This window comes from Mycobacterium gallinarum, from assembly GCF_010726765.1.
Lineage (GTDB): Bacteria > Actinomycetota > Actinomycetes > Mycobacteriales > Mycobacteriaceae > Mycobacterium > Mycobacterium gallinarum.
Map to the genome: position 1 here is coordinate 624660 of NZ_AP022601.1, position 23639 is coordinate 648298.

The window sequence follows — 23639 nt, forward strand, 5'->3', positions numbered from 1 at the left end:
CGCGACGGTAGTGTGGCACGTCGTGCACCTCAAGAGTCTGACCCTGAAGGGCTTCAAGTCGTTTGCTTCGCCGACGACTCTGCGCTTCGAGCCAGGCATCACGTGTGTCGTCGGCCCGAATGGGTCCGGCAAGTCGAACGTGGTCGACGCGCTCACGTGGGTGATGGGCGAACAGGGTGCGAAGACTCTGCGCGGCGGCAAGATGGAAGACGTCATCTTTGCAGGCACGTCGTCGCGCCCGCCGCTGGGCCGCGCCGAGGTGACGGTCACGATCGACAACTCCGACAACTCGCTGCCGATCGAGTACTCCGAAGTGTCGATCACTCGCCGGATGTTCCGTGACGGCGGCAGCGAGTACGAGATCAACGGCGCCAGTTGCCGTTTGATGGACGTGCAGGAACTGCTGTCCGACTCCGGCATCGGCCGCGAGATGCACGTGATCGTCGGACAGGGCAAGCTCTCCGAGATCCTCGAATCCCGCCCCGAGGACAGGCGCGCATTCATCGAAGAGGCCGCGGGTGTCCTCAAGCACCGCAAGCGCAAAGAAAAGGCCGTCCGCAAGCTCGACTCGATGTCGGCCAACCTGGCGCGGCTGACGGACCTGACGACCGAGTTGCGCCGTCAGCTCAAACCGCTGGGCAGACAGGCGGAGATGGCTCGCCGCGCCCAGACCATCCAGGCCGACCTGCGCGACGCCCGGCTGCGGCTGGCGGCCGACGACCTCGTCGTCCGCAAGGCGGAGTTCGAGAACACCAACCAGACCGAGACGACGCTGCGTCGCGAACATGACGATCTGGCGGCGCGGCTCGAGGCGCGTACCGTCGAGCTGAACGCGCACGAGTCGGCGGTCAGCAGCCTCAGCGAGCGCGCGGAATCGGCTCAGCAGACCTGGTTTTCGCTGTCGGCGTTAGCCGAACGGGTCAGCGCCACGGTGCGCATCGCCAGCGAGCGGGCCCAGCACCTGGACACCGAGCCCGAAGCGTCGACTGGCCCCGATCCCGACGAGCTGGAGGCCAAGGCCGAAGAGGTCGCCGCCCAGGAGCGCCGACTGCTTCAGGAGCTGGACGAATCGCGGACGCGCCTGGCAGCCGCCCGCGCCGAACTCAGTGAGCGCGAAGGTGTCGCCGCAGAAGCCGAACGCGCCCATCTGGCCGCCGTCCGCGCCGAGGCCGACCGCCGTGAAGGTCTGGCCCGGCTGGCCGGCCAGGTGGACACGATGCGCACCCGCGTCGAGTCGATCGACGAGACCGTCGCACGGCTGACCGTCGGGATCGACGAGGCCGCAGCCAAAGCCCAGCAAACGCAGGCGGAGTTCGAGACCGTGCAGAGTCGAGTCGGCCAACTCGATGCCGGCGAGGTCGGCCTCGACGAGCACCACGACCGCACCGTCACCGCATTGCGTCTCGCCGACGAGCGGGTCGCCGAACTGCAGGCAGCCGAGCGTGGCGCCGAACGTCAGGTGGCCTCGTTGCGTGCTCGCATCGAGGCGCTGTCCGTCGGCTTGGACCGCAAGGACGGCGCCGCGTGGCTGCAGAAACACCACGGTGGCGCAGGGCTTTTCGGATCGATCGCCAATCTGGTCAAGGTGCGCCCGGGTTACGAGGTGGCGATCGCCGCCGTCCTGGGGGCTGCTGCGGATGCGGTCGCCGCCGAGAACTCGGGTGCGGCGCAGTCGGCTGTCATCGCGTTGAAGCAGTCTGACGGCGGCCGCGCGGCCATCGTGCTCGGCGACTGGCCGCACCCCTCGGTGCCGAACGCGGGCCTGCCGCCCGAGGGCGCGCAGTGGGCGTTGGATCTCATCGACGCCCCCGACCGACTGCAAGGGGCGATCACCGCGTTGCTGTCGGGTGTGGCGGTGGTCAGTGACCTTTCCGCCGCGCTCGACGTGGTCGCAGCGCGTCCGCAGCTGAAGGCGGTGACCGCCGACGGTGATCTGGTCGGCGCGGGCTGGGTGACCGGCGGGTCCGACCGTAAGCCCAGCACGCTGGAGATCGCGTCGGAGGTCGAGAAGGCCCGGACTGAACTGGGGGCCGCCGAGAAACAGACCGGCGAACTGTCGGCCGCGCTGGCCGGTGCACTGGCCGAGCAGGCCACCCGCCAGGACGCCGCCGAGCAGGCGCTGGCCGCGCTCAACGAGTCCGACGCGGCGATCTCGGCGGTCTACGAACAGCTCGGGCGGCTCGGCCAGGATGCCCGCGCGACCGATGACGAATGGCAGCGGCTGATCCGGCAGCGCGACGAACTCGAGGCCGGCCGCAATCGGACGGTCCAGGAGCTCGCCGAGCTGGAGCAGCGACTGCACAACGCGCAAGAGGAGCCGACCTTCGAATCCGAACCGGTCGATCGCCAGGAGTCGATGGCGGCCGCCGAGGCTGCCCGCGCTGCCGAGGTGGAGGCCCGGCTGGCCGTGCGGACGGCCGAAGAGCGAGCGAACGCCGTTCGCGGCCGGGCCGATTCGATGCGCAGGGCGGCTACCGCCGAACGTGATGCCCGCTTGCGTGCACAGCGTGCCAGGGAGGCGCGCGTGCACGCCGCCGCAGTCGCGGCCGCCGTGGCGGAGTCTGGACGCCTGGTCGCGCAGCGGCTCAGTGCGGCGGTGGCGGTCGCGTCGCGGGCGCGTGACGACGTCGCGGCCGAACGTCAGCACCGGGCAACCGCATTGGCCAAGGCGCGCGAGGAGGTCAACGAGCTGGGCGCCAAGATCAATGCTCTCACGGACGCCCTGCACCGCGACGAGATCGCCAAAGCGCAAGCCGCACTTCGTATCGAACAGCTCGAGGAGCATGTCCTCGAGACGTTCGGAATGGCGGCGGCCGATCTGGTCGCCGAGTACGGCCCCGATGTCGGGCTCCCTCCGTCGGAGCTCGAGATGGCTGAGTACGAGCAGGCGCGCGAGCGCGGCGAGCAGGTGATGGCGCCAGCGCCCATGCCGTTCGACAGGCCCACCCAAGAACGTCGCGCCAAGAAGGCCGAGCGCGAACTCAACGAGCTGGGCCGGGTGAATCCGCTGGCGTTGGAGGAGTTTGCCGCACTGGAGGAGCGCTACAACTTCCTGTCCACCCAACTGGAGGACGTCAAGGCGGCCCGCAAGGATCTGCTCGACGTCATCGACGATGTCGACGCCCGCATCCTGCAGGTGTTCTCCGAGGCATACGTCGATGTGGAACGTGAGTTCCAGCAGGTGTTCTCGGCGTTGTTCCCCGGCGGCGAGGGCAGGCTGCTGCTGACGAACCCCGACGACATGCTCACCACCGGCATCGAGGTGGAGGCCCGCCCGCCGGGCAAGAAGATCAAGCGCCTGTCACTGCTGTCGGGTGGTGAGAAGTCGCTGACCGCCGTCGCAATGCTGGTGGCCATCTTCCGGGCGCGGCCGTCGCCGTTCTACGTGATGGACGAGGTGGAGGCCGCACTCGACGACGTGAACCTGCGCCGCCTGCTGGGGCTTTTCGAGCAATTGCGCAGCCAGTCGCAGCTGCTCATCATCACGCACCAGAAGCCGACGATGGAGATCGCCGACGCGCTCTACGGCGTGACGATGCGCGACGACGGCATCACCGCGGTGATCAGTCAGCGCATGCGCGGCCAGGAACTCGTCGGCGCCGCCAACTGATAGCGATTTCGGTGTCATTGGTCGCGCTCACCGCGACTGTCGACACCGAAATCACAGGGGGTGACGCCGCCCTCGCGGAGTTCGGCAAGGTTGGCCGCGCCGCTGCCGTGCAAACAGATCATCAGTTCGTCGATGAAGCGCTGCAGCCAATCCACAACGGCGGCAGACGATTCGATCGCAGGCGCCAGCAACGGTCGCGCCACTGCCACCACGTCGGCACCCAATGCGATCGCCTTGGCCGCGTCCATCCCGGTGCGAATGCCGCCGGAGGCGACCAGCGGAACTCCGGGCAGTGTGCGCCGCACTTCCACAAGTGCCTGTGCGGTCGGAATGCCCCACTCGGCCAGCGCCGGGTACCGGATCTCGCCGTAGCGGACGAACTGCTCTACGCGCGCCCACGAGGTACCGCCCGCGCCTGCTACGTCGACCGCCGCGATGGGGCAGTCCGAGAGTTCGGCCGCGGCCTTGGCCCCGATGCCGTGGCCGACTTCCTTGACCATCACCGGGTATCCGATGGCTGCCGCGATGTCGCGAAGGCGTCCTATCGAACCCGAGAAGTCGGTGTCACCCTTGTGCTGCATGGCTTCCTGTAACGGATTGGTATGCACCGCAAGGGCGTTGGCGTCGATCCGATCCAACGCCTCGACCAGTGCCTGCACCGTCTGCGCGGTCAGTTGGCTCAGTCCGATGTTGCCGATCAGCAGTACATCCGGCGCGATGTCACGGACCCGGAACGTCGCGGACGCCGGACCGTTGTCGAGCATGATGCGCTGCGAGCCCAGCATCATCCCGACACCGAGCTGCTGGGCCGCATCGGCGAGGTTGCGATTGATGGTGCCGGACAACTCCGCGCCACCGGTCATCGCGCCGATGAGCACGGGCGCGCGCAAGTGGACGCCTAGGAACTCGGTCGCCAATTCGATGGACCCGAGGTCGGTCTGGGTGAGCGCGTTGTACGGCAACCGATAGCGCTCGAACCCCGTCGTCACCGTCTGGAATTCGACCGCATCGCCGAGGCACACGTCGATGTGACGTCGTTTGCGGGTTTCCATGCCACCGGGGCCGAGCGTCACCGGCTACCCCTCCTGAGACAATGACGTGGTGACTGTCGAGTTGTGGATCGCGTTCGCGGTCATCGCCGTTCTCCTCGTGACCGCGCTAGTCGTGGGCCTGGTGCGGTACCGGCGCCGACGGGTGAGTTTGTCGTCCAAGGACACCGCCACTCCTCTCGACCGCTCGGGCGGCTACACCGCCTCGTCCACCATCACGTTCTCGCAAGCAGCGCCCGCTGAGCCGGTCGAACGGATCGATACCGACGGACTACCCGCCGTCGGCGATGATGCCACCATTCCCCGGGACGCCCCGAAGCGGGTGATCGCCGACGTCCAGCTGCCGGAGCCGCCGGTCGTCCAACAACCGCCAGCAGCCCCCGCCGAACCGGCGGCCCCCGCGGAGCCTGAAGCCCCTGCCGCGCCTGAAGCGCCCGCCGAGCCTGCAGCGCCTGCACTCGACGAGATCGCCCCGGCGGAGGGCCGGCTGGAGAGGCTGCGGGGTCGCCTCGCCAAGTCGCAGAGCACGCTGGGCCGCAGCATGCTCGGCCTGCTCGGCGGCGGCGACCTCGACGAAGACTCCTGGCAGGACGTCGAGGACACCCTCCTGATCGCCGACCTGGGTCCTGCGGCGACGGATTCGGTCGTCGCGGCGTTGCGTGCGCGGATGGCCAGCAGCCAGGTGCGTAACGAGGCGGACGCCCGCGGGGTACTGCGCCAGGTCTTGATCGACCAGTTGCAGCCCGACCTGGATCGGTCCATCAGGGCGCTTCCGCACGCCGACAAACCGTCCGTACTGCTCGTCGTCGGCGTCAACGGCACGGGCAAGACGACGACCGTCGGCAAGCTGGCTCGGGTGCTGGTGGCCGACGGACGCCGTGTCGTCCTGGGTGCGGCCGACACCTTCCGCGCGGCCGCAGCAGACCAGTTGCAGAGCTGGGCGTCTCGCGTCGGCGCGCAGGTCGTACGCGGAGCCGAGGGCGCCGACCCCGCCTCGGTGGCGTTCGACGCCGTCGACGTCGGCGTCGAAACCGGTGCCGACGTGGTCGTCATCGATACCGCAGGGCGCCTGCACACCAAGACCGGCCTGATGGACGAACTGGGCAAGGTCAAGCGCGTGGTGAGCCGTCGCGCCGAGGTCGACGAGGTGCTGCTGGTGCTCGACGCGACGATCGGCCAGAACGGTCTGCCACAGGCCCGCGTGTTTGCCGAAGTCGTCGACATCACCGGCGTGGTGCTCACCAAACTCGACGGCACCGCGAAAGGCGGGATCGTGTTCCGCGTGCAACAGGAGTTGGGTGTGCCCGTCAAACTCGTCGGTCTGGGCGAGGGACCGGACGACCTCGCTCCGTTCGAGCCGGCGGCGTTCGTCGACGCGTTGCTCGGTTAGTCAGCGGCCGCAAAACACGTGATGTAACACCGACGAAACGTCCAGCGTCCATCCGTTCACACGAGTGAAACACCGTGGCGTCTTCGACGAAACAACCACTCAGCAAAGTCTTGGACCAGGTCAACGGTCGTAAAGCGTTGCGGCCGTGGCATGTCGAAGGAGGAAACTGCGAGTGGATGGATTCCCGACCCTCGGTATACCGGACACCGGTGATACCGCGTGGATGCTGGCAAGCGCAGCGCTTGTCTTGTTGATGACGCCGGGCCTGGCCTTCTTTTACGGAGGCATGGTTCGGGCCAAGGGCGTGCTCAACATGATCATGATGAGCTTCAGCGCCATGGGTTTGGTGACGGTGCTGTGGGTGCTGTACGGCTACTCGATGGCGTTCGGCAACGACGTCTCCAATGTGGTCGGCGACCCGACGCAGTTCTTCGGACTGAAGGGCCTCATCGGCGGTAACGCCGCCCCCGCGGTCGAGGCGATCGCCGCGGCCCCGGGCGTGGAGGCTGTCGAGGCGGTGCCGGAGACCCTCATTCCGCTGGTCTTCACGATGCCGGCCTCGGTGTTCGTCGCGTTTCAGTTGATGTTCGCGATCATCACCGTCGCCCTCATCTCGGGCGCGGTGGCCGACCGCATCAAGTTCGGCGCATGGCTGCTCTTCGCAGGCCTCTGGGTCACCTTCGTGTACTTCCCGGTCGCGCACTGGGTGTTCTCGTTCGACGGTGGCACCGCGGAGACCGGTGGCTGGATCGCCAACAAACTGGCGGCGGTCGACTTCGCAGGCGGCACAGCGGTCCATATCAACGCAGGCACCGCCGCACTGGTTCTCGTACTGATCCTCGGAAAGCGCAAGGGATGGCCGAACACCCCTATGCGCCCGCACAATCTGCCGTTCGTCATGCTCGGCGCCGGTCTGCTGTGGTTCGGCTGGTACGGCTTCAACGCGGGCTCGGCCGGCGCCTCCGGCGGCCTCGCCGGTTCGACCTTCGTCACCACGACGGTGGCCACGGCGGCGGCGATGCTGGCGTGGTTGCTCACGGAGCGCATTCGCGACGGTAAGGCGACATCGCTGGGTGCGGCCTCGGGTGTGGTGGCCGGTCTGGTCGCCATCACTCCGTCGTGTTCAGCGGTCAATGTCCTGGGTGCACTCGTCATCGGTGTGGTCGCAGGTTCGTTGTGCGCTCTGGCGGTCGGCCTGAAATACAAACTGGGCTATGACGACTCGCTCGACGTGGTCGGTGTTCACCTGGTGGGCGGCATCGTCGGCACGTTGTTGATCGGATTTGTGGCGGCCCCAGAGGCCGGTGCGGGAGTGGCCGGTCTGTTCTACGGCGGCGGAGTCGACCAACTATGGCGTCAGGCAGTCGGCGCCGGGGCGGTTCTGCTCTACAGTGCGATCGGGACAGCTATCTTGGCCTACATCGTGAAATTCACGATTGGGCTGCGACTCAGCGAAGAAAAAGAGGCTGCTGGTGCCGACGAGAGCGAACACGCGGAAAGCGGTTACGACTTTGCAGCTGTCGGTGGCGGTTCGGTCCTCGGACGTCACGGCGGAGAGGAATAAGGGGATATGAAGCTGATTACTGCGATCATCAAGCCGTTCACGCTCGAAGACGTCAAGACCGGACTCGAGCAGACCGGAATTCTCGGAATGACCGTCAGCGAGGTTCAGGGCTACGGTCGCCAAAAGGGCCACACCGAGGTGTATCGCGGCGCCGAGTACTCCGTCGACTTCGTTCCGAAGGTTCGGGTCGAGGTCGTGGTCGATGATTCCGCCGTGGACAAGGTCGTGGACGTGATCGTCCAGGCCGCACGCACCGGAAAGATCGGCGACGGCAAGGTGTGGGTCAGTCCCGTTGACACGGTCGTGCGGGTGCGCACCGGTGAACGTGGAACGGACGCCCTTTGACCAGCCTGACGAAATAAGACGTCGTCGCCCGGCCGTTGCACCGTGAATGTTTGAAGGTAAGGGCCGGGGGAGGACACGAAATGACTGAGCAGAAACCAGATTCCGCCGCCGGGGCCCCTCGATGGGAACCCCCGGCGGCGGGTTCGTTACGACCCGCGACCGACCTTTCCGCCGCCGCCGAACAGCTACTGACCAACGGTCCCCGGCAACTGGATTCGGCTGCGTTACGCGACGCGCTGCTCGATTTGCACGAATTCTGGCTCACCACAAAGGCCACCGAGATCGGCATCACGCCCACCAGCGGCTTCGCCATCGTCGCGACCGGTGGGTTGGGCCGCGGCGAGCTGGTGCCCTATTCGGATCTGGACCTGACACTGCTGCACGACAACATGCCGCATGATGTCGTGGGCCAGGTCGCCGAGTTGCTGTGGTACCCGTTGTGGGACGCCAACATTCGCATCGACCACAGTGTGCGCACGGTACCCGAGGCGTTGACCGTCGCCAGCGAAGACATCTCCGCGGGGCTGGCCATGCTCGAAGCGCGGCACATCGCGGGCGATGCGGATCTGTCGACCCTGTTGATCGGGGGAGCGCGGCGGCAGTGGCGTACCGGCGTCGCTTCGCGTTTCGACGAACTCGTCGAGCACACCCGGGCGCGGTGGCAGCGCAGCGGCGAGATCGCCCACCGCGCCGAGCCCGACCTCAAATGCGGACGCGGTGGCCTGCGCGACGTTCAACTGCTCAACGCGTTGGCGATCGCCCAGCTCGCCGATGTCTATCCCAGCCGATCCCTGGCGTCGCCCACCGAAACTCTCGGTGAGGCGCACATGACGCTGCTGAACGTACGCACCGAATTGCATCGGGTGGCTGGGCGCGGCCGGGAGTTGTTGCTCGCCCAGCATGCCGACGAGATCGGCGCCGCGCTGCAGATCGGCGACCGGTTCGAGTTGGCGCGCATGCTCTCCGACGCCGCCCGCACCATCAGCTTCTACGTCGACGCCGGAATTCGCACCGCAGGCAACGCACTTCCCAGACGCGGACTCTCGGCGTTCCGCAGGCCCGCGCGCCGACCCCTGGACGAAGGCGTGATCGAGTTCGGCGGCGAAGTCATCCTTGCCCGCGACGCCCGTCCCGAACGTGATCCGGGTTTGATCCTGCGCGTGGCGGCCGCCTCGGCCAACACCGGCCTGCCGATGGCGGGGTCCACGCTGGCCCGCCTCGCCGAAACCGCACCCGAGCTGCGTACCCCGTGGCCTCGCCAGGCGCTCAAAGACCTGCTCGTCATGCTGGGCGCGGGTCCCGCGGCCGTGGCCACTATCGAGGCACTTGATCGAACGGGTCTGTGGGGCAGGCTTTTTCCGGAATGGGGCGCCGTGCGCGACCTCCCGCCGCGCGACGTCGTTCACATCTGGACAGTTGACCGTCATCTCGTCGAGACCGTCTCGCGAGCCAGCGCATTCACCACCAGGGTGTCGCGGCCGGATCTGCTGGTTCTCGGTGCGCTCTGCCATGACATCGGGAAGGGCCGCGGCGGCGACCACAGCATCATCGGTGCCGAGCTCGCGGTTCAAATCGGCACCCGACTCGGCCTGTGGCCGTCGGATGTGGAGATCCTGTCCAAGGTGGTGCGCCACCACCTGCTGTTGCCGCACACCGCCACGAGGCGCGATCTGCAGGACCCCAACACCATTGCGTCGGTGGTCAACGCACTCGACGGCGACCACGTCGTGCTCGAACTACTGCACGCGCTTGCCGAGGCGGACTCACTGGCCACCGGACCCGGGGTGTGGGGCGATTGGAAAGCCTCGCTCATCGGCGATCTCGTGCACCGCTGCCGGTTGGTGATGGCCGGTGACCCACTGCCGCAGCCCGATCCCATTGATCCCCGGTATCTTTCGCTGGCCGCCGAGGTCGGTATACACGTCGAGATCACGCCTGCCGACAGCCCCCACATCTACAACATCACGATGATCGCGCCGGACCGCCGGGGACTGTTGTCCAAGGCCGCGGGGGTGCTGGCGCTCAACTCGCTGCGGGTGCATTCGGCCTCGGTCAACGGACACGCGGGTTCGGCGATCAACACCTTCGTCGTGTCGCCGCATTTCGGTGCTCCACCGGCGGCCGAACTGTTGCGGCAGCAGTGGATCTTGGCCCTCGACGGCGACCTCGACGCGCTTGCCTCACTGGACAAGCGTGATCGCGACGCCGCGCAATACGGAACGGCGCGAGCGGGCGAAGTGCCGGACGCGGTGCCGATCAACCATGTGGTCGCCCCGCCACGGATCCTGTGGTCCGAAGGTGCGGCCCCGGGCGAGCTGGTGGTACAGATCCGCAGCACCGACCGCACCGGCCTGTTGGCGAGGCTGACGGCGGTGTTCGAGCGCGACGGCGTCGACATCGCCTGGGCGAAGGTCACGACACTGGGTTCGTCGGTGGTCGACCTGTTCGGAATCACCGCCGTCGGAGACGGCGATGCCGTTCGGGCCGAGCTCGAGCGCGACCTGTACGCGATCCTGCCGACCCCCGCGCCCGCGAAACCGGTTTCGGAAGCCAGCTAGTTGTACTGACCACGGGGGATTGGTGCAGGGTCGCCCCTGCAGCGACGGTCACCGATGTCGGCGCCGCGGCAATGCTCTCGTTCTCCTCGTATTCGAACCCGGTTCTGTGGATCGACCGGTGCTGATGGTCGACACTCTCGTTCTGTTGGTCGCGGCCTGGGGCGTAGCGCGCCGCAACACGCCGAAACGGCCTGGTCCCGGCGCTGGTACTTGCGCCGCTAGGCATCGTCTTCGGGCACGTGGCGCTGAGGCAGATCGAGAGAATCGGTCAGGACGGCCGGGGAATGGCCGTTGTCGGCCTGGCGATCGGCTACGTCGGGACGGTGCTGCTGGCGCTGTTCCCAATCCTCGCCGTGGCGTCGATCGTCGACGTGTCGAATGCGCTGAGAAGACCCGGCTGACCCGGGTGCCGCCTGGAAGAAGTTAGGCTGGACCGCGTGTTTGAATCGCTTTCCGACCGGTTGACCGGCGCCCTCCAGGGGCTGCGTGGCAAGGGGCGGTTGTCCGACGCCGACATCGACGCGACGACCCGCGAGATTCGGTTGGCCCTGCTCGAAGCGGACGTGTCGCTGCCGGTGGTGCGCGACTTCGTCGCACGCATCAAGGAGCGCGCGAAGGGGGCCGAGGTATCGGGCGCGCTGAACCCCGCGCAGCAGGTCGTCAAGATCGTCAACGAGGAACTCATCGCCATTCTCGGCGGGGAGACGCGCCGGCTGGCGTTCGCGAAGACCCCGCCGACGGTGATCATGCTGGCGGGTCTGCAGGGTTCCGGTAAGACCACGCTCGCCGGCAAACTTGCCAAATGGCTTAAAGAACAAGGGAATACGCCGCTTCTCGTGGCGTGTGACCTGCAGCGGCCCGGTGCCGTCAACCAGCTTCAGATCGTCGGCCAGCGAGCCGGTGTCGACGTCTTCGCGCCCCACCCCGGCACCGCCGAGGGATCCGACGATTCGGCGCCCGGCGATCCGGTCGCGGTGGCGTCGGCAGGTATCGCCGAGGCCAAGGCCAGGCACCACGACGTCGTCATCGTCGACACCGCGGGCCGCCTCGGCATCGACGAGGAGCTCATGCGGCAGGCCGGCGCCATTCGCGACGCCGTCAACCCCGACGAAGTGATCTTCGTGCTCGACGCGATGATCGGTCAGGACGCCGTCAACACCGCCGAGGCGTTCCGCGAAGGGGTCGGCTTCACGGGCGTGGTGCTGACCAAGCTCGATGGCGACGCGCGCGGCGGTGCCGCGCTGTCGGTGCGCGAGATCACCGGTGTGCCGATCCTCTTCGCGTCCGCTGGCGAGAAGCTCGAGGATTTCGATGTCTTTCATCCCGACCGGATGGCCAGCCGGATCCTGGGTATGGGCGACGTGCTCACGCTCATCGAGCAGGCCGAACAGGTCTTCGACGCGCAACAGGCCGAGGAAGCCGCCGCGAAGATCGGCAGCGGCGAACTCACGCTGGAGGACTTCCTCGAGCAGATGCTGGCGATCCGCAAAATGGGCCCGATCGGCAATCTGCTGGGCATGCTGCCCGGTGCGGGCCAGATGAAGGACGCGCTGGCAGCCGTCGACGACAAGTCGCTCGACCGGTTGCAGGCGATCATCCGTGGCATGACGCCCGCCGAGCGTGCGGACCCCAAGATCATCAACGGTTCGCGTCGCCTGCGTATCGCCAACGGATCCGGGGTCACGGTCGGTGAGGTCAACCAGCTTGTCGACCGGTTCTTCGAGGCGCGCAAGATGATGTCGTCGATGGCCGGTCAGATGGGTATGCCCTTCGGCCGCAAGGGATCGTCTCGTAAGGCGGCGAAGAACAAGAAGAAGGGCAAGAAGGGCGGTCGCGGGCCGACGCCACCCAAGGTGCGCAATCCGCTGGGTCAGGGAATGCCTGCCGGATTCCCAGACCTTTCCGATATGCCCAAGGGACTGGATGAACTTCCCCCCGGTCTCGCCAACATCGACCTTTCGAAGTTCAAGTTCCCGGGCCAGAACTAGGCATGCCTCAGCCACCACTGCACGTACGCGGTCGCGGGCTGCCCGATGAACAACCTGTCGAGTGGTGGATCGTCGACGGCATGCTCAGTGCCGAACCGGTGCAGGACGCCCAGACCGTCTTCGGTGCTGACGGAGCGGACGGCTGGATCCTGCCCGGGCTCGTCGATGCGCACTGCCACGTCGGCCTCGGGGAGCACGGCCCTGTCGACACCATCGACGAGTGCATCAGCCAGGCTGAGACGGAACGCGGCGTGGGCGCCCTGCTGCTGCGCGATGCGGGCTCACCCATCGACACCCGCAGCCTCGACGATCACGACGACCTGCCGCGGATCATCCGCGCGGGCCGCCACCTCGCCAGGCCCAAGCGTTATCAGCGCGGCTTCGCGATCGAAATGGCGGACGAGTCCCAACTGCCCGACGCCGTCGCCGAACAGGCGCGGTTCGGCGACGGGTGGGTGAAGCTCGTCGGCGACTGGATCGACCGCGAAGTCGGCGATCTGGCGCCGCTGTGGTCCGACGATGTGCTGAAGGCGGCGATAGAGGCGGCCCACGACAACGGCGCCCGCGTCACGGCGCACGTGTTCAGCGAGGACGCGTTGCCCGGGCTCATCAGGGCAGGCATCGATTGCATCGAGCACGGTACCGGCCTGACCGATGACACCATCGAGCTGATGGTCGAACACGGCACTGCGCTGGTGCCGACGCTGATCAATATCGAGAACTTTCCCGGAATCGCCGACAACGCAACGAAATTCCCGGCCTATGCCCGACACATGCGAGATCTTTACGAGAAGTGCCCGTCGCGCATCGCTGCCGCGCGGGAGGCGGGCGTGCCGATCTTCGCGGGCACCGACGCGGGCAGCATGGTGGTTCACGGCCGCATCGCGGATGAGATCGACGCGCTCAAGGGCATCGGGATGAGCCCGACCGAGGCGCTGGGCGCGGCCTGTTGGACCGCCCGCGAATGGCTGGGCCGCCCCGGCATCGAGCACGGGGCCTCGGCCGATCTCGTCTGCTACCGGGACGATCCCCGCCAGGGCGCTGCCGTCGTCAGTGCGCCCGATGTGGTGATCCTGCGGGGCAGGGTCTACCGCTAGTAGACGTCGCGCAGATACCGATGCGATTTGATGAGGTCGTTGACGTACTGGTGCGCCGCATTCCTGGTGAATTCGGCGCGCTTACCAACCCTGAGGGTCGGTTCGCGCGCCGAATACGCGTCAGCGCGGTTGGCCGAATCCCCAGTCGAACAGGCGTATCGCCTGGCCGTACAGATCGCCGGTGCCGTACATCTCCACCACCACGAGACGACGGTTGCCCCGTTGTGCGGCGGCCACAAAGGTCTCGCGGGCGAGGTTGGTGAACCCGGTCTTGCCCGCGAACGTGCCGGGGTAGCGGGTCAGGAGCTCGTTCTGGTTGCTCAGCGTCTTGCCGGGGAATTGTGCCGATTGCGACTGCATGATCTGCGCGATGAGCGGATATTTCAGGGCCGCGCGATAGATCAACGCCAGGTCGAATGGCGTGGTGGTGGATTCCCATCCGGGGCCGTCCAGCCCCGACGGCGACGAGGCCCTGGTGGAACGGGCACCAAGGCCGGCCGCCTTGCGATTCATCGCCGGGATCGCGACACCTTGCCCGCCGAGCATGTCGGCCAGCATGTTGGCGGCGTCGTTGCCCGACACCATCAACAGCGCCGACAGCAGCTGGAGGACCGTATAGGGCTGCCCGGGTTTCAATCCCACGCACGAGCACTCGACCTCGGTATGTGACGAGTTGGCGCGGGCGAAGTTGTCCGGCCGCAGGTGGTCGAGCACCACCATCGCCAGCAGCGGTTTGATGGTGCTCGCGGGCGCGTGTGACTCATTTGGGTTGCGGGAGGCCAGAATTGCGCCGGTGTCCAGATCGGCAAGCAGCCACGCCTGCGCCGGTCCTTCCGGCAACGCGACAGCCCCCGACGGCTCTATGCCGGGCTGGGCCGCGGCAGGCGTCGCCACCGCGTAGGTCGAACACAGAGAGAACATTGTGATCACCAACGCGGCCAACAACTTTCGCACGAACGCCGAGCGTAACCGGCGCGTTCCCCGTCGCGGTCTCGAACGTGTTGCGATTCAGCAACTTTGCGTCGGCTAAAGACTGCCGATCGTCGCATTCCGATCGAGTGCAAAGCCCCAGTCCAGCAGGCTGGCGGCCTGGTCCCAGTAGGTCGGCTGCCCGGGCTTGTCCATACCGAACATCATCGCGATGACCAGGCGTCTGCCGTTGCGGCCCGCTGCACCGACGAACGTCTTCTGCGCAATGTCGGTGAAGCCGGTTTTGCCGCCGAGGGTGCCGGGATAGCGCTTGAGCAGTTCGTCCTGGTTGACCAGCACCTTGTCGCCGGTCTTGGTGGGGAAGACGGCCGTCGGCTGTGCGGTGATCTGCGCGAACACCGGGTTGCCCATGGCGGCGCGGAAAATCACTGCGAGGTCATGCGGCGAGGACCACATGTCGATACCTGGACCATCGAGACCCGACGGTGAGCCGGCATTGGTGCCGTACGCGCCGAGCAGCGCCGCCTTACCGTTCATCTTCATCACGGCGACGTCTTGACCGCCGAGCATGCTCGCCAAGGTGTTGGCGGCGTCGTTGCCCGAAACCAGCAGCAGCGCCTCGAGCAGCTGGCGTGTGGTGTAGACCATGCCCGGAGCCACGCCTGCGCAGTTGCATTCGACCTTGGTGTCTGCCTCGCTGGCCACGATTGTCGCGTCGAGCGGGAGTTCGTCGAGCACCGTCAGCGCAAGCAGCACCTTGATGGTGCTCGCCGGTGCGAACTGGCCGTACTCGTCGCGGGCCGCCAGCACCGCGCCGCTGTCCATGTCGGCGACGATCCACGCCTGAGCGGGGCCTTCGGGGATGGGCACCGAACCCGATGGCTGGATGACGCCGGCGGGCACCGCCGACGCGACGGCGGTCCCCCCGGCGACCAGGCACAGCGCGGTCGCAATGCAGACGAGAATCTTCCGCATGACGGGTGAGCCTATCCCCGCAGAGTGATCGTGTTCAATCGACTCATGTTGAGCTTGGAAGAGATATCGGATCGATTCGAGATACAGCAGCTGATGATCGACTACTCGAACGCGATCGATCAGAAGCAATTCGACAACCTTGATCGCGTCTTCACCCCGGACGCTTACATCGACTACCGCGTCACCGGTGGGATCGACGGGCGTTTTCCGGACGTCAAGGCGTGGCTCAAGGAAGTGCTTCCGAACTTCCCGGCCTACTACCACATGCTGGGCAATTTCGACGTCCGCATAGACGGCGACTCCGCATCATCGAAAACCATCTGCTTCAACCCGATGGTGTTCAACGCCGAAGAGAAGCAGATCCTGTTCGTCGGCATCTGGTACGTCGACGAGTTCGTCCGCACCGCAGAGGGCTGGCGAATGAGCAAGCGCGTCGAGGAGAAGTGCTTCGACAAGCTGTTGTAGCGGTTAGCGGCGTGCCAGCTTGGCCGCCGCCCGGGTGAGCCGGTCCGAAATGCGCACAGAGAACAGCGGATTGAAGAAGTCGGTGCGAAGGCGGGTCAACGTCGAACTCGTGATGAGCCACTGGCCGTCGATCTTCTCGTAGGTCTCGTGGTAGTGGCCGTAGCCATCGAGATTCAGCCCCGGCGCCAGCCGGACGACATCGTTGAGGGCCCACACCCCTCGCGCGGTGGTGGCCGAGGTCAACTCGATCTCCGGGGCGTGCACTTGATGCACCGTCGGCTGCTTCTCCAGGGTCTTGCGCACAAACGCGACGAACTCGTCGGCACCGTCGATCACCTTGCCGCCTGATGGTGAGGTGTCGCTGTGGAAGTCGTCGGCGAAGACGCCGCGCCAGCCCTGCCAGTCCTTGGTGTCCAGGAAGCGGCAGTAGCGTGCCTTCAATTGCTTGATGGCTTCGATCTCGAGCAGGGTGTCGGCGGCGTCCACATTCGAGAGGGTAACGACCGGATTTCCACCGGTAGGGGCTGTTCTGGCAGAATGGGCGGCTGTCTGCCACGCGACCCGCTCTGAGCGATCCGCCTCCGGCTTCCCGCTGGGCGCTTGTGTGGCGGTCACACACGTAAGGCAAAACCGGGTGCGCGCAATCCGCGGGCATCGCTGAATTGCAGCGTGGCAATCACAGGAGAAGTCGTTCAACATGGCTGTCAAGATCAAGCTGACTCGGCTTGGCAAGATCCGCAATCCCCAATACCGCATCGCCGTCGCTGACGCGCGCACCCGCCGTGATGGTCGGTCGATCGAGGTCATCGGCCGGTACCACCCGAAGGAAGATCCGAGCCTGATCGAGATCGACTCGGAGCGGGCACAGTACTGGCTCGGCGTCGGCGCCCAGCCCACCGAGCCCGTGCTGCAGCTGCTGAAGATCACCGGCGACTGGCAGAAGTTCAAGGGTCTGCCCGGTGCCGAGGGCACGCTGAAGGTCAAGGAACCCAAGCCCAGCAAGCTGGACCTCTTCAACGCGGCGCTGGCCGAAGCCGACGGCGCACCGTCGGGCGAGGCGACACAGCCCAAGAAAAAGAAGGCGCCTGCCAAGAAGGCCGCAGAGAAGGCCGAGACGGCTGACGCGGCGCCCGCCGAGGATGCCGAGGCCGCGCCTGCCGAGGCTGCACCCGAGTCGTCGGCAGCTGGCTCCTCGGACGAGTCCTCGTCAACTGAGAGCTGAGGGCCCTGCTGTGAGCTCAGTCGTCGTCGACGCCGTCGAGCACCTGGTTCGCGGAATCGTGGACAACCCCGACGATGTCCGGGTCGACATGGTCACGAGTCGCCGCGGGCGCACCGTCGAGGTGCACGTCCATCCCGACGACCTCGGCAAGGTCATCGGCCGCGGCGGACGCACCGCGACCGCCCTGCGCACGTTGGTGGCCGGCATCGGGGGCCGTGGGATTCGCGTCGACGTGGTGGACACCGACCAATAGGTACGGCGGGCTGGAGCGAAGCGACTCGGGGATCGGGGCAGTTATGGACCTGGTTGTCGGGCGGGTCGTCAGAGCGCACGGGATCACCGGCGAGGTCGTCGTCGACGTCCGCACCGACGACCCGGAAACCCGTTTCGCGCCCGGAACGAGTCTGCGCGCTCGTATCAAAGGCGGAACCGAACAGCGCTTTACCGTCGACGCTTCGCGTCCGCACGGTGGGCGGCTGCTGGTCCGGCTCGACGGGGTTGCCGACCGCAACGGCGCTGACGCGTTGCGCGGCACGCTGTTCCTCGTCGATTCCGCGGACCTGCCGCCGATCGACGATCCCGACGAGTTCTACGACCATCAGCTGGAGGGGCTGCGGGTCCGAACCACCGCCGGAGCCGACGTCGGCGCGGTCGCGGAGGTGTTGCACACCCCGGCCGGCGAGTTGCTTTCGGTACGAACCGGCGATCGTGAGGTACTCGTCCCGTTCGTCGGCGCGATCGTGACGTCGGTGTCACTGGCGGATCAGGTGATCGAGATCGACCCGCCCGAGGGTCTGCTGGAACTGGAATGACGATGAGCAGCGGTCTGAAAATCGATGTGGTGACCGTGTTTCCGGCATATCTCGATCCGCTGCGACAGTCGTTGCCGGGCAGGGCGATCGAGGCTGGAATCTTCTCGGTGGCGGTGCACGATCTGCGCCGCTGGACCCACGATGTGCACCGCTCGGTCGACGACTCGCCCTACGGTGGTGGGCCGGGGATGGTCATGAAGGCTCCGGTATGGGGTGAGGCGCTCGACGAATTATGTTCCGACGAAACCCTTTTGGTGGTCCCGACGCCCGCGGGCAGGCTGTTCACCCAAGCCGACGCCCAGCGGTGGAGCAACGAAAAGCACCTGGTGTTCGCCTGCGGACGGTACGAAGGCATCGACCAGCGGGTCGCCGACGATGCGGCCCGCCGGATGCGCGTCGAAGAAGTGTCGATCGGCGACTACGTGCTGCCGGGCGGTGAGTCCGCGACGTTGGTCATGATCGAAGCGGTCGCGCGTCTGCTGCCGGACGTGCTTGGCAATCCCGCTTCGCACCAAGATGATTCGCATTCTGCCGGGATCTTGGAAGGACCGAGCTACACTCGGCCGCCGAGCTGGCGCGGACTCGACGTGCCCGAGGTCCTGCTGTCCGGCGACCACGCCAAGATTGCAGCGTGGCGACGCGAGCAGGGCCTGCAACGCACCCGTGAGCGCCGCCCCGAGTTGCTGGACTGAGCGCCGTCAGGAGACCGACTCGGCCAGAGCTAGATACGGCCGCCGGGGAACATCGTCTTGACGAGTTGGGTGACGTGATCGCGCGCGGCCGCTTCGCCGCTGGGATCCAGCGATCCGATGGCCATGACGTAGCGACGCTCGGGGCCGATGACACCCGTCGACACATGCAATTGGTTGGCGCCGCTCCAACAGCAGAACCACCCCTGTTTGACGGCGACGGGCTCGGCATCGAACCCCTCGGGAATGCCGAACCTCTGCGGGTAACCGTCGATCCCCGTCGGCGTCGACTGCGCGAGATTGGCCATGATGACGTTGGCCTGCTCCGGCGGTAGCCCGCCGCTACCGCTCAGCAATTTGTCGTAGTACCGGACCAGGTCGCCCGCGGTGCTCGTGGTGAGGTCCCATTTGCCGTTGTACGGCTGCTTCGTGTTCGCCAGCCCGTACCGTGCCGCGACGCGGTTGACGATGTCGCTTCCGCCGCTGCGGTTCCAGAAGTTCTCGGCCGCACTGTCGTCCGACGATCTGAGCATCACGTCGAGCGACCTGCGATCGGCGGCTGATAGCTCCGTCTCACCTTTGGATTCCTGCAGTAACAGGTCGTCGGCGATGAACAGCTTCACCACGGATGCGATGGGGAACGACGCATCGTCCCCGCCCGATACCACTTCGCCGGTGTTGCGATCCAGCATCACGACGGAGATCTGGGCGCCGGTCTTGGCGGCGTTGGCGATGGCTTGGCGGGTGCGGTCACGCAGTCCGCCGAAGGTGGCGGCGGGTTCGTCGGGTGGGGCTTCGGGCAGCGGCGCCATCCTGCCCTGCGGTACGACGACCGTCAGCGCGGATTCCGGGGGAGTTCCGTACACCCGGGCTTCGCACCCGCTCGCGGACAGCACCGCTACGCCTGCGATGGCGAGTGACGTGACCAGTTTCGACGGCCCGCGTCGCATGACCCTCCTTGACGCTGTCCTGGATTTGGGTGTCGGGCTAACTACTCCGCCGTAGCCTGTTATCCAGCCTAACCGTCTCTGGTAGCCGACGCTTGGTCAGACCGCGGGCGCGTTCGGGAGCGGTTCATCACCGGATTTCTCCGGACGGGGGCCCATCTGGCACAATTGAGCAGTTGTCTGTGCCGGTCGGGGACCTTGAGCCTCTCCGTCCGCTGCGAGATACACCCCGAAACCCGAAAGATCGGCTCGGCGACGCGATTGATTTCGCGACCACGCCCGCGGCCGCCGACAGCAAGGATGTGTCACCGATGAACACGCTGGACTTCGTCGATCAGGCGTCGCTGCGCGACGACATCCCGGACTTCAGCCCCGGTGACACCGTGAACGTGCACGTCAAGGTCATCGAGGGCTCCAAGGAACGTATCCAGGTCTTCAAGGGCGTCGTCCTGCGCCGGCAGGGTGGCGGCATCCGCGAGACCTTCACCGTGCGCAAGGAAAGCTACGGCGTGGGTGTCGAGCGGACCTTCCCGGTGCATTCGCCCAACATCGACCACATCGACGTGGTCACACGTGGCGATGTGCGCCGCGCCAAGCTGTACTACCTGCGCGAACTGCGTGGCAAGAAGGCGAAGATCAAGGAGAAGCGCTGACCGGCGCACTCGGCCGACACGCCCGGTACTGACGCGTGGCAGCCGATGATCGCGGTGACGAGCGCCGCGGTGGCTACCCTGATGCGGTGAGTGGATCCACCGACCCCGATGAGCCCATCGACCTCGCGTCCGAGGACTCCGATTCGGTTTCCGATGTCGCCGCCGGGGCGGCTCCGGAAGACGAAGCCGACGAGCCCAAGAAGAAGCACGGCGCGCTGCGCGAATTCGCGATACTGATCACGATCGCGCTTGTCCTGTACTACGTCATGCTGACGTTCGTCGCGCGCCCGTACCTGATTCCGTCGGAGTCGATGGAGCCCACCCTGCACGGCTGCGCCGGCTGCACAGGTGACCGCATATTGGTCGACAAGCTGACATATCGGTTCTCCTCACCGGAACCGGGTGACGTCATCGTCTTCAAAGGTCCACCGAACTGGAACATCGGCTACAAGTCGATTCGCTCCGACAACACCGCGGTGCGCTGGGTACAGAATGCGTTGTCCTTCATCGGCTTCGTCCCACCCGACGAGAACGACCTGGTGAAGCGTGTGATCGCGGTGGGAGGGCAGACCGTCGAGTGCCGAACGAACACGGGGCTGACGGTCGATGGCAAGCGCCTCGACGAGCCGTATCTCGACTACACCACGATGAATGTCGCGCCCTCCAACCCCTACGCCGCGTGCCTTGGCAATGAGTTCGGACCGGTCACGGTTCCCGAGGACAAGGTCTGGGTGATGGGCGACAACCGCACGCATTCCGCCGATTCGCGCGCGCACTGCACCAACACCCCGGGGGACGCGCAACGCGGCCTGTTGTGTACGGGTGACCCGGAGGCGGGCACCGTGCCGATCGAGAATGTGATCGGAAAGGCACAGTTCATCGCCTGGCCGCCGTCGCGATGGGGCGGCGTGGGAAGTGTGAACCCGCAGACCCAATAGGAGTTTCAGTTGCCGGCGACATGGCCTCCGCGGACGGTGATCCGGAAATCCGCTGGCCTGCGTACGTTGGAGTCCGCGCTGTACCGGAGTGGGCTGGGACCGGTGGCGGGTGTCGACGAGGTGGGCCGCGGCGCCTGCGCGGGCCCGCTTGTGGTGGCGGCATGTGTGCTCGGGCCGAACCGGCTCGACAGCCTTGCGGCGCTCGATGACTCGAAGAAGCTCAACGCCAGGGAGCGTGAGCGGCTGTTTCCGCTGATCCGCAGGTACGCGTTGGCCTACCACGTGGTCTTCATCCCGACGGCCGAGGTCGATCGTCGCGGGGTCCACGTGGCGAACATCGAGGGCATGCGACGTGCCGTGGCGGGCCTGTCGGTGCGCCCGGGGTACGTGCTGTCCGACGGCTTCCGGGTGCCGGGTCTGTCGGTCCCGTCGCTGCCCGTGGTCGGCGGTGACGCGGCCGCGGCGTGTATCGCGGCGGCCAGTGTGCTGGCGAAGGTGAGTCGTGACAGGCTGATGGTCAAGATGGAGGCCGAGCATCCGGGCTATGGCTTGGCCGAGCACAAGGGTTACAGCACCCCGGCGCACAGCGCAGCGCTTGCCGAGCTGGGCCCGTGCCGCGAGCATCGGTATTCCTTCATCAACGTGCGACGGCTGGTGACGGTCGAGAGTGAGATGGGCCCGGTGTTGGTACCCGACATCGGGCTCGACACAGAATTCGACGCCGAACCCGAACAGCAGAGCCGATTCGGGTAGGGGAGGATTGGAGTCGCGATGAACGCGTATGTGAAGGAACTGAGCCGATGAGTGCCGAGGATCTCGAAAAGTACGAAACCGAGATGGAGCTCTCGCTCTACCGCGAATACAAGGACATCGTCGGGCAGTTCAGCTATGTCGTGGAGACCGAGCGGCGCTTCTACCTCGCCAACAGCGTCGAACTGGTGCCCCGCAACACGGAGGGCGAGGTGTACTTCGAGCTGCGGCTCGGCGACGCCTGGGTGTGGGACATGTACCGTCCGGCGCGCTTCGTCAAACAGGTTCGGGTCATCACCTTCAAGGACGTCAACATCGAAGAGGTGGAAAAGCCCGAGCTGCGGTTGCCGGAGTGAGCGCCCTCAGCCCTGGGTCCTGAACGCTCCCTTGGGAATGGTGAGAGGCAGGCCGACGGAGCTCACCAGGCCCGGCGGTGCATCGACCACGTACGGCACGGCGTTGACCACCCGCATCGCCGTGGCCACCATCGCACCCGCTCCGGACGTCATGCTTTCGATCCCGGCTTTCTTGCGATCGCGAAGTGTCACGTCGAACGTGCAGTCGATGTCCGGTGTGCCGGTGATGACCACGCGATAGCCGAGGGCGTTCGGCAATGTCGGCCAGTCCGGCGCGACGTCAGGAGCCAGCCGGGTGACGTGTTCGATGACGATGGCCTCGCGTCCATCGACGACACCGATGGCCTGCATCCGCAATGCGCCGCACGTGCCCGCCTCGACCGTGCCCATCGCGACGTCGAGCGTCCGTTCCGTCACCGCGCGGTCGAATGTCGAGCGCATCTCCTGGACCTCCACGCCAAGTGCATCGGCGACCATCCGAATCTGCCCTTGCCATTCGCCTTCGATGGCGCCTGGCATGGCGATCCATGGCTCGTAGTCGAGTGGACGGCCGAATCCCATTGCGTCACTCATGATGTCGGGTACGCCGTAGTCGTCGTAGAGACCGATCTCGTAGGCATGGATCTTCTCGATTTGGGACGACTGCGTACTCAGTACCAGCGAAAGGTAATCGGCGGCGAAGCCGGGTTCGATACCCGAGGCATACAACGACACCTGACCCGCCTTCGCGGCGCTGGCGAGCTGATCACGCCACTCGGCCGGCTCGTAGGCATGTGGGTTGACCAGCCTCGTGGTGCTCGTCGTCACGACGTTGATTCCGGCGCTGAGCAGTTTCACGTAGTCGGGGATCGCCAGCGCATCGCGTTCGGGCCCACTCGCGGCGTAGATGACGCAGTCGGGCTTGAGCGCGATGAGCGCGTCCGCGTCGGTGGTGACCGCCAACCCGATCGGTTCGCCGTTGGCGAGTTCGCCCGCATCCATTCCGTCCTTTTCAGGGGAGTGGACCCACACCCCGACGAGATCGAGGTTCGGACGTTCGTTGATGGCGCGGATCGCGATCGATCCAATGCCACCCGTCGACCAGACGACGACGCGGTGCTTGCCTGCTGTCATTCTTTTCCTCCTCATGGAGAGCGCCCGGACCCGTTTTAGAATAGTAACCACTATTACAGCGGAACAGAACAAATCTTAGGTTATAGTCGGTCGGCGTGACCACCCCGTCCCCGATCCGGCGCTGAATGTTCACCCTTCGGCTCGACATGTGCGCGCCCGCCTCCGATGCCGGTCATCATCCGGCCCCG

At 66.3% G+C, this 23639-nt stretch carries 23 protein-coding genes; 17 read left to right on the plus strand and 6 right to left on the minus strand.

Annotation, left to right across the window (positions count from 1 at the left end):
• The first annotated feature begins 22 nt into the window (after positions 1 to 22).
• Positions 23 to 3610 carry a chromosome segregation protein SMC gene (smc, locus tag G6N42_RS03050; protein ID WP_163725899.1) on the plus strand — a complete coding sequence of 1196 codons (3588 nt, stop codon included), beginning with the start codon at positions 23 to 25 and terminating at the stop codon, positions 3608 to 3610.
• Between the two features lie 14 nt (positions 3611 to 3624).
• Here the strand turns inward: smc and fni are convergent, their stop codons facing one another.
• Positions 3625 to 4662, minus strand: a complete 1038-nt coding sequence (fni, locus tag G6N42_RS03055; RefSeq protein ID WP_163736890.1) for a type 2 isopentenyl-diphosphate Delta-isomerase — start codon at positions 4660 to 4662, stop codon at positions 3625 to 3627.
• 49 nt (positions 4663 to 4711) lie between these two features.
• Here fni and ftsY point away from each other — a divergent pair, with 49 nt between their 5' ends.
• The 7 genes from ftsY to G6N42_RS03090 all read left to right on the plus strand — a co-directional run bounded on the left by ftsY (position 4712) and on the right by G6N42_RS03090 (position 13601).
• Complete coding sequence (ftsY, locus tag G6N42_RS03060; RefSeq protein ID WP_163725902.1) at positions 4712 to 6049, plus strand: signal recognition particle-docking protein FtsY; 1338 nt, start codon at positions 4712 to 4714, stop codon at positions 6047 to 6049.
• Positions 6050 to 6221: 172 nt separating this feature from the next.
• Positions 6222 to 7613: an ammonium transporter gene (locus G6N42_RS03065; protein ID WP_163725905.1), complete on the plus strand. Its 1392-nt coding sequence runs from the start codon at positions 6222 to 6224 to the stop codon at positions 7611 to 7613.
• Positions 7614 to 7619: 6 nt separating this feature from the next.
• Positions 7620 to 7958: a P-II family nitrogen regulator gene (locus G6N42_RS03070; protein ID WP_006242172.1), complete on the plus strand. Its 339-nt coding sequence runs from the start codon at positions 7620 to 7622 to the stop codon at positions 7956 to 7958.
• Between the two features lie 80 nt (positions 7959 to 8038).
• Positions 8039 to 10516, plus strand: coding sequence for a [protein-PII] uridylyltransferase (locus G6N42_RS03075; RefSeq protein ID WP_163725908.1), 2478 nt, complete (start codon positions 8039 to 8041; stop codon positions 10514 to 10516).
• A 203-nt stretch (positions 10517 to 10719) separates the two neighbouring features.
• On the plus strand, positions 10720 to 10917 hold the full coding sequence (locus tag G6N42_RS03080; RefSeq protein ID WP_286201661.1) for a DUF4190 domain-containing protein: 198 nt from the start codon (positions 10720 to 10722) through the stop codon (positions 10915 to 10917).
• Between the two features lie 36 nt (positions 10918 to 10953).
• Entirely contained in the window at positions 10954 to 12504 is a 1551-nt protein-coding gene (gene ffh, locus G6N42_RS03085; protein WP_163725910.1) for a signal recognition particle protein, read from the plus strand.
• 2 nt (positions 12505 to 12506) lie between these two features.
• Complete coding sequence (locus G6N42_RS03090) at positions 12507 to 13601, plus strand: metal-dependent hydrolase family protein (protein WP_163725913.1); 1095 nt, start codon at positions 12507 to 12509, stop codon at positions 13599 to 13601.
• A 120-nt stretch (positions 13602 to 13721) separates the two neighbouring features.
• On the opposite strand, the gene G6N42_RS03095 is transcribed toward G6N42_RS03090, so the two are convergent.
• Together G6N42_RS03095 and G6N42_RS03100 are read right to left on the minus strand one after the other, a co-directional pair.
• Entirely contained in the window at positions 13722 to 14522 is an 801-nt protein-coding gene (locus G6N42_RS03095) for a D-alanyl-D-alanine carboxypeptidase family protein (RefSeq protein ID WP_163736896.1), read from the minus strand.
• 105 nt (positions 14523 to 14627) lie between these two features.
• Positions 14628 to 15506: a D-alanyl-D-alanine carboxypeptidase family protein gene (locus G6N42_RS03100; protein WP_163725916.1), complete on the minus strand. Its 879-nt coding sequence runs from the start codon at positions 15504 to 15506 to the stop codon at positions 14628 to 14630.
• A 45-nt stretch (positions 15507 to 15551) separates the two neighbouring features.
• Between G6N42_RS03100 and G6N42_RS03105 the strand changes: the two genes are divergently transcribed.
• Entirely contained in the window at positions 15552 to 15971 is a 420-nt protein-coding gene (locus G6N42_RS03105) for a nuclear transport factor 2 family protein (protein ID WP_163725918.1), read from the plus strand.
• A gap of 3 nt (positions 15972 to 15974) precedes the next feature.
• On the opposite strand, the gene G6N42_RS03110 is transcribed toward G6N42_RS03105, so the two are convergent.
• Positions 15975 to 16457 (minus strand): nuclear transport factor 2 family protein, encoded by a 483-nt coding sequence (locus tag G6N42_RS03110; protein WP_163725921.1) that lies wholly within the window; start codon positions 16455 to 16457, stop codon positions 15975 to 15977.
• 211 nt (positions 16458 to 16668) lie between these two features.
• On the opposite strand from G6N42_RS03110, the gene rpsP reads away from it, so the two are divergent.
• Genes rpsP through trmD form a run of 4 tightly spaced genes read left to right on the plus strand, consistent with a single transcriptional unit; the run spans position 16669 to position 18697 of the window.
• Positions 16669 to 17193, plus strand: coding sequence for a 30S ribosomal protein S16 (rpsP, locus tag G6N42_RS03115; RefSeq protein WP_163725931.1), 525 nt, complete (start codon positions 16669 to 16671; stop codon positions 17191 to 17193).
• A gap of 10 nt (positions 17194 to 17203) precedes the next feature.
• Positions 17204 to 17446, plus strand: a complete 243-nt coding sequence (locus tag G6N42_RS03120) for an RNA-binding protein (protein WP_003881089.1) — start codon at positions 17204 to 17206, stop codon at positions 17444 to 17446.
• A 43-nt stretch (positions 17447 to 17489) separates the two neighbouring features.
• Complete coding sequence (gene rimM / locus G6N42_RS03125) at positions 17490 to 18005, plus strand: ribosome maturation factor RimM (protein ID WP_163725935.1); 516 nt, start codon at positions 17490 to 17492, stop codon at positions 18003 to 18005.
• Positions 18006 to 18019: 14 nt separating this feature from the next.
• Positions 18020 to 18697: a tRNA (guanosine(37)-N1)-methyltransferase TrmD gene (gene trmD, locus G6N42_RS03130; protein ID WP_163736899.1), complete on the plus strand. Its 678-nt coding sequence runs from the start codon at positions 18020 to 18022 to the stop codon at positions 18695 to 18697.
• Positions 18698 to 18726: 29 nt separating this feature from the next.
• On the opposite strand, the gene G6N42_RS03135 is transcribed toward trmD, so the two are convergent.
• Complete coding sequence (locus tag G6N42_RS03135; protein ID WP_163725938.1) at positions 18727 to 19644, minus strand: serine hydrolase; 918 nt, start codon at positions 19642 to 19644, stop codon at positions 18727 to 18729.
• Between the two features lie 308 nt (positions 19645 to 19952).
• Between G6N42_RS03135 and rplS the strand changes: the two genes are divergently transcribed.
• From rplS to G6N42_RS03155, 4 genes are all read left to right on the plus strand, one after another.
• Complete coding sequence (rplS, locus tag G6N42_RS03140) at positions 19953 to 20294, plus strand: 50S ribosomal protein L19 (RefSeq protein WP_006242158.1); 342 nt, start codon at positions 19953 to 19955, stop codon at positions 20292 to 20294.
• A gap of 86 nt (positions 20295 to 20380) precedes the next feature.
• Positions 20381 to 21232 (plus strand): signal peptidase I, encoded by an 852-nt coding sequence (gene lepB, locus G6N42_RS03145; RefSeq protein ID WP_163725941.1) that lies wholly within the window; start codon positions 20381 to 20383, stop codon positions 21230 to 21232.
• Positions 21233 to 21241: 9 nt separating this feature from the next.
• Positions 21242 to 21985: a ribonuclease HII gene (locus G6N42_RS03150; RefSeq protein WP_163725943.1), complete on the plus strand. Its 744-nt coding sequence runs from the start codon at positions 21242 to 21244 to the stop codon at positions 21983 to 21985.
• Positions 21986 to 22032: 47 nt separating this feature from the next.
• Positions 22033 to 22338 carry a DUF2469 domain-containing protein gene (locus G6N42_RS03155; protein WP_083125914.1) on the plus strand — a complete coding sequence of 102 codons (306 nt, stop codon included), beginning with the start codon at positions 22033 to 22035 and terminating at the stop codon, positions 22336 to 22338.
• Positions 22339 to 22344: 6 nt separating this feature from the next.
• Here G6N42_RS03155 and G6N42_RS03160 read toward each other — a convergent pair whose 3' ends face one another.
• On the minus strand, positions 22345 to 23451 hold the full coding sequence (locus tag G6N42_RS03160; protein WP_163725947.1) for an NAD(P)H-dependent amine dehydrogenase family protein: 1107 nt from the start codon (positions 23449 to 23451) through the stop codon (positions 22345 to 22347).
• Positions 23452 to 23639 lie beyond the last annotated feature (188 nt).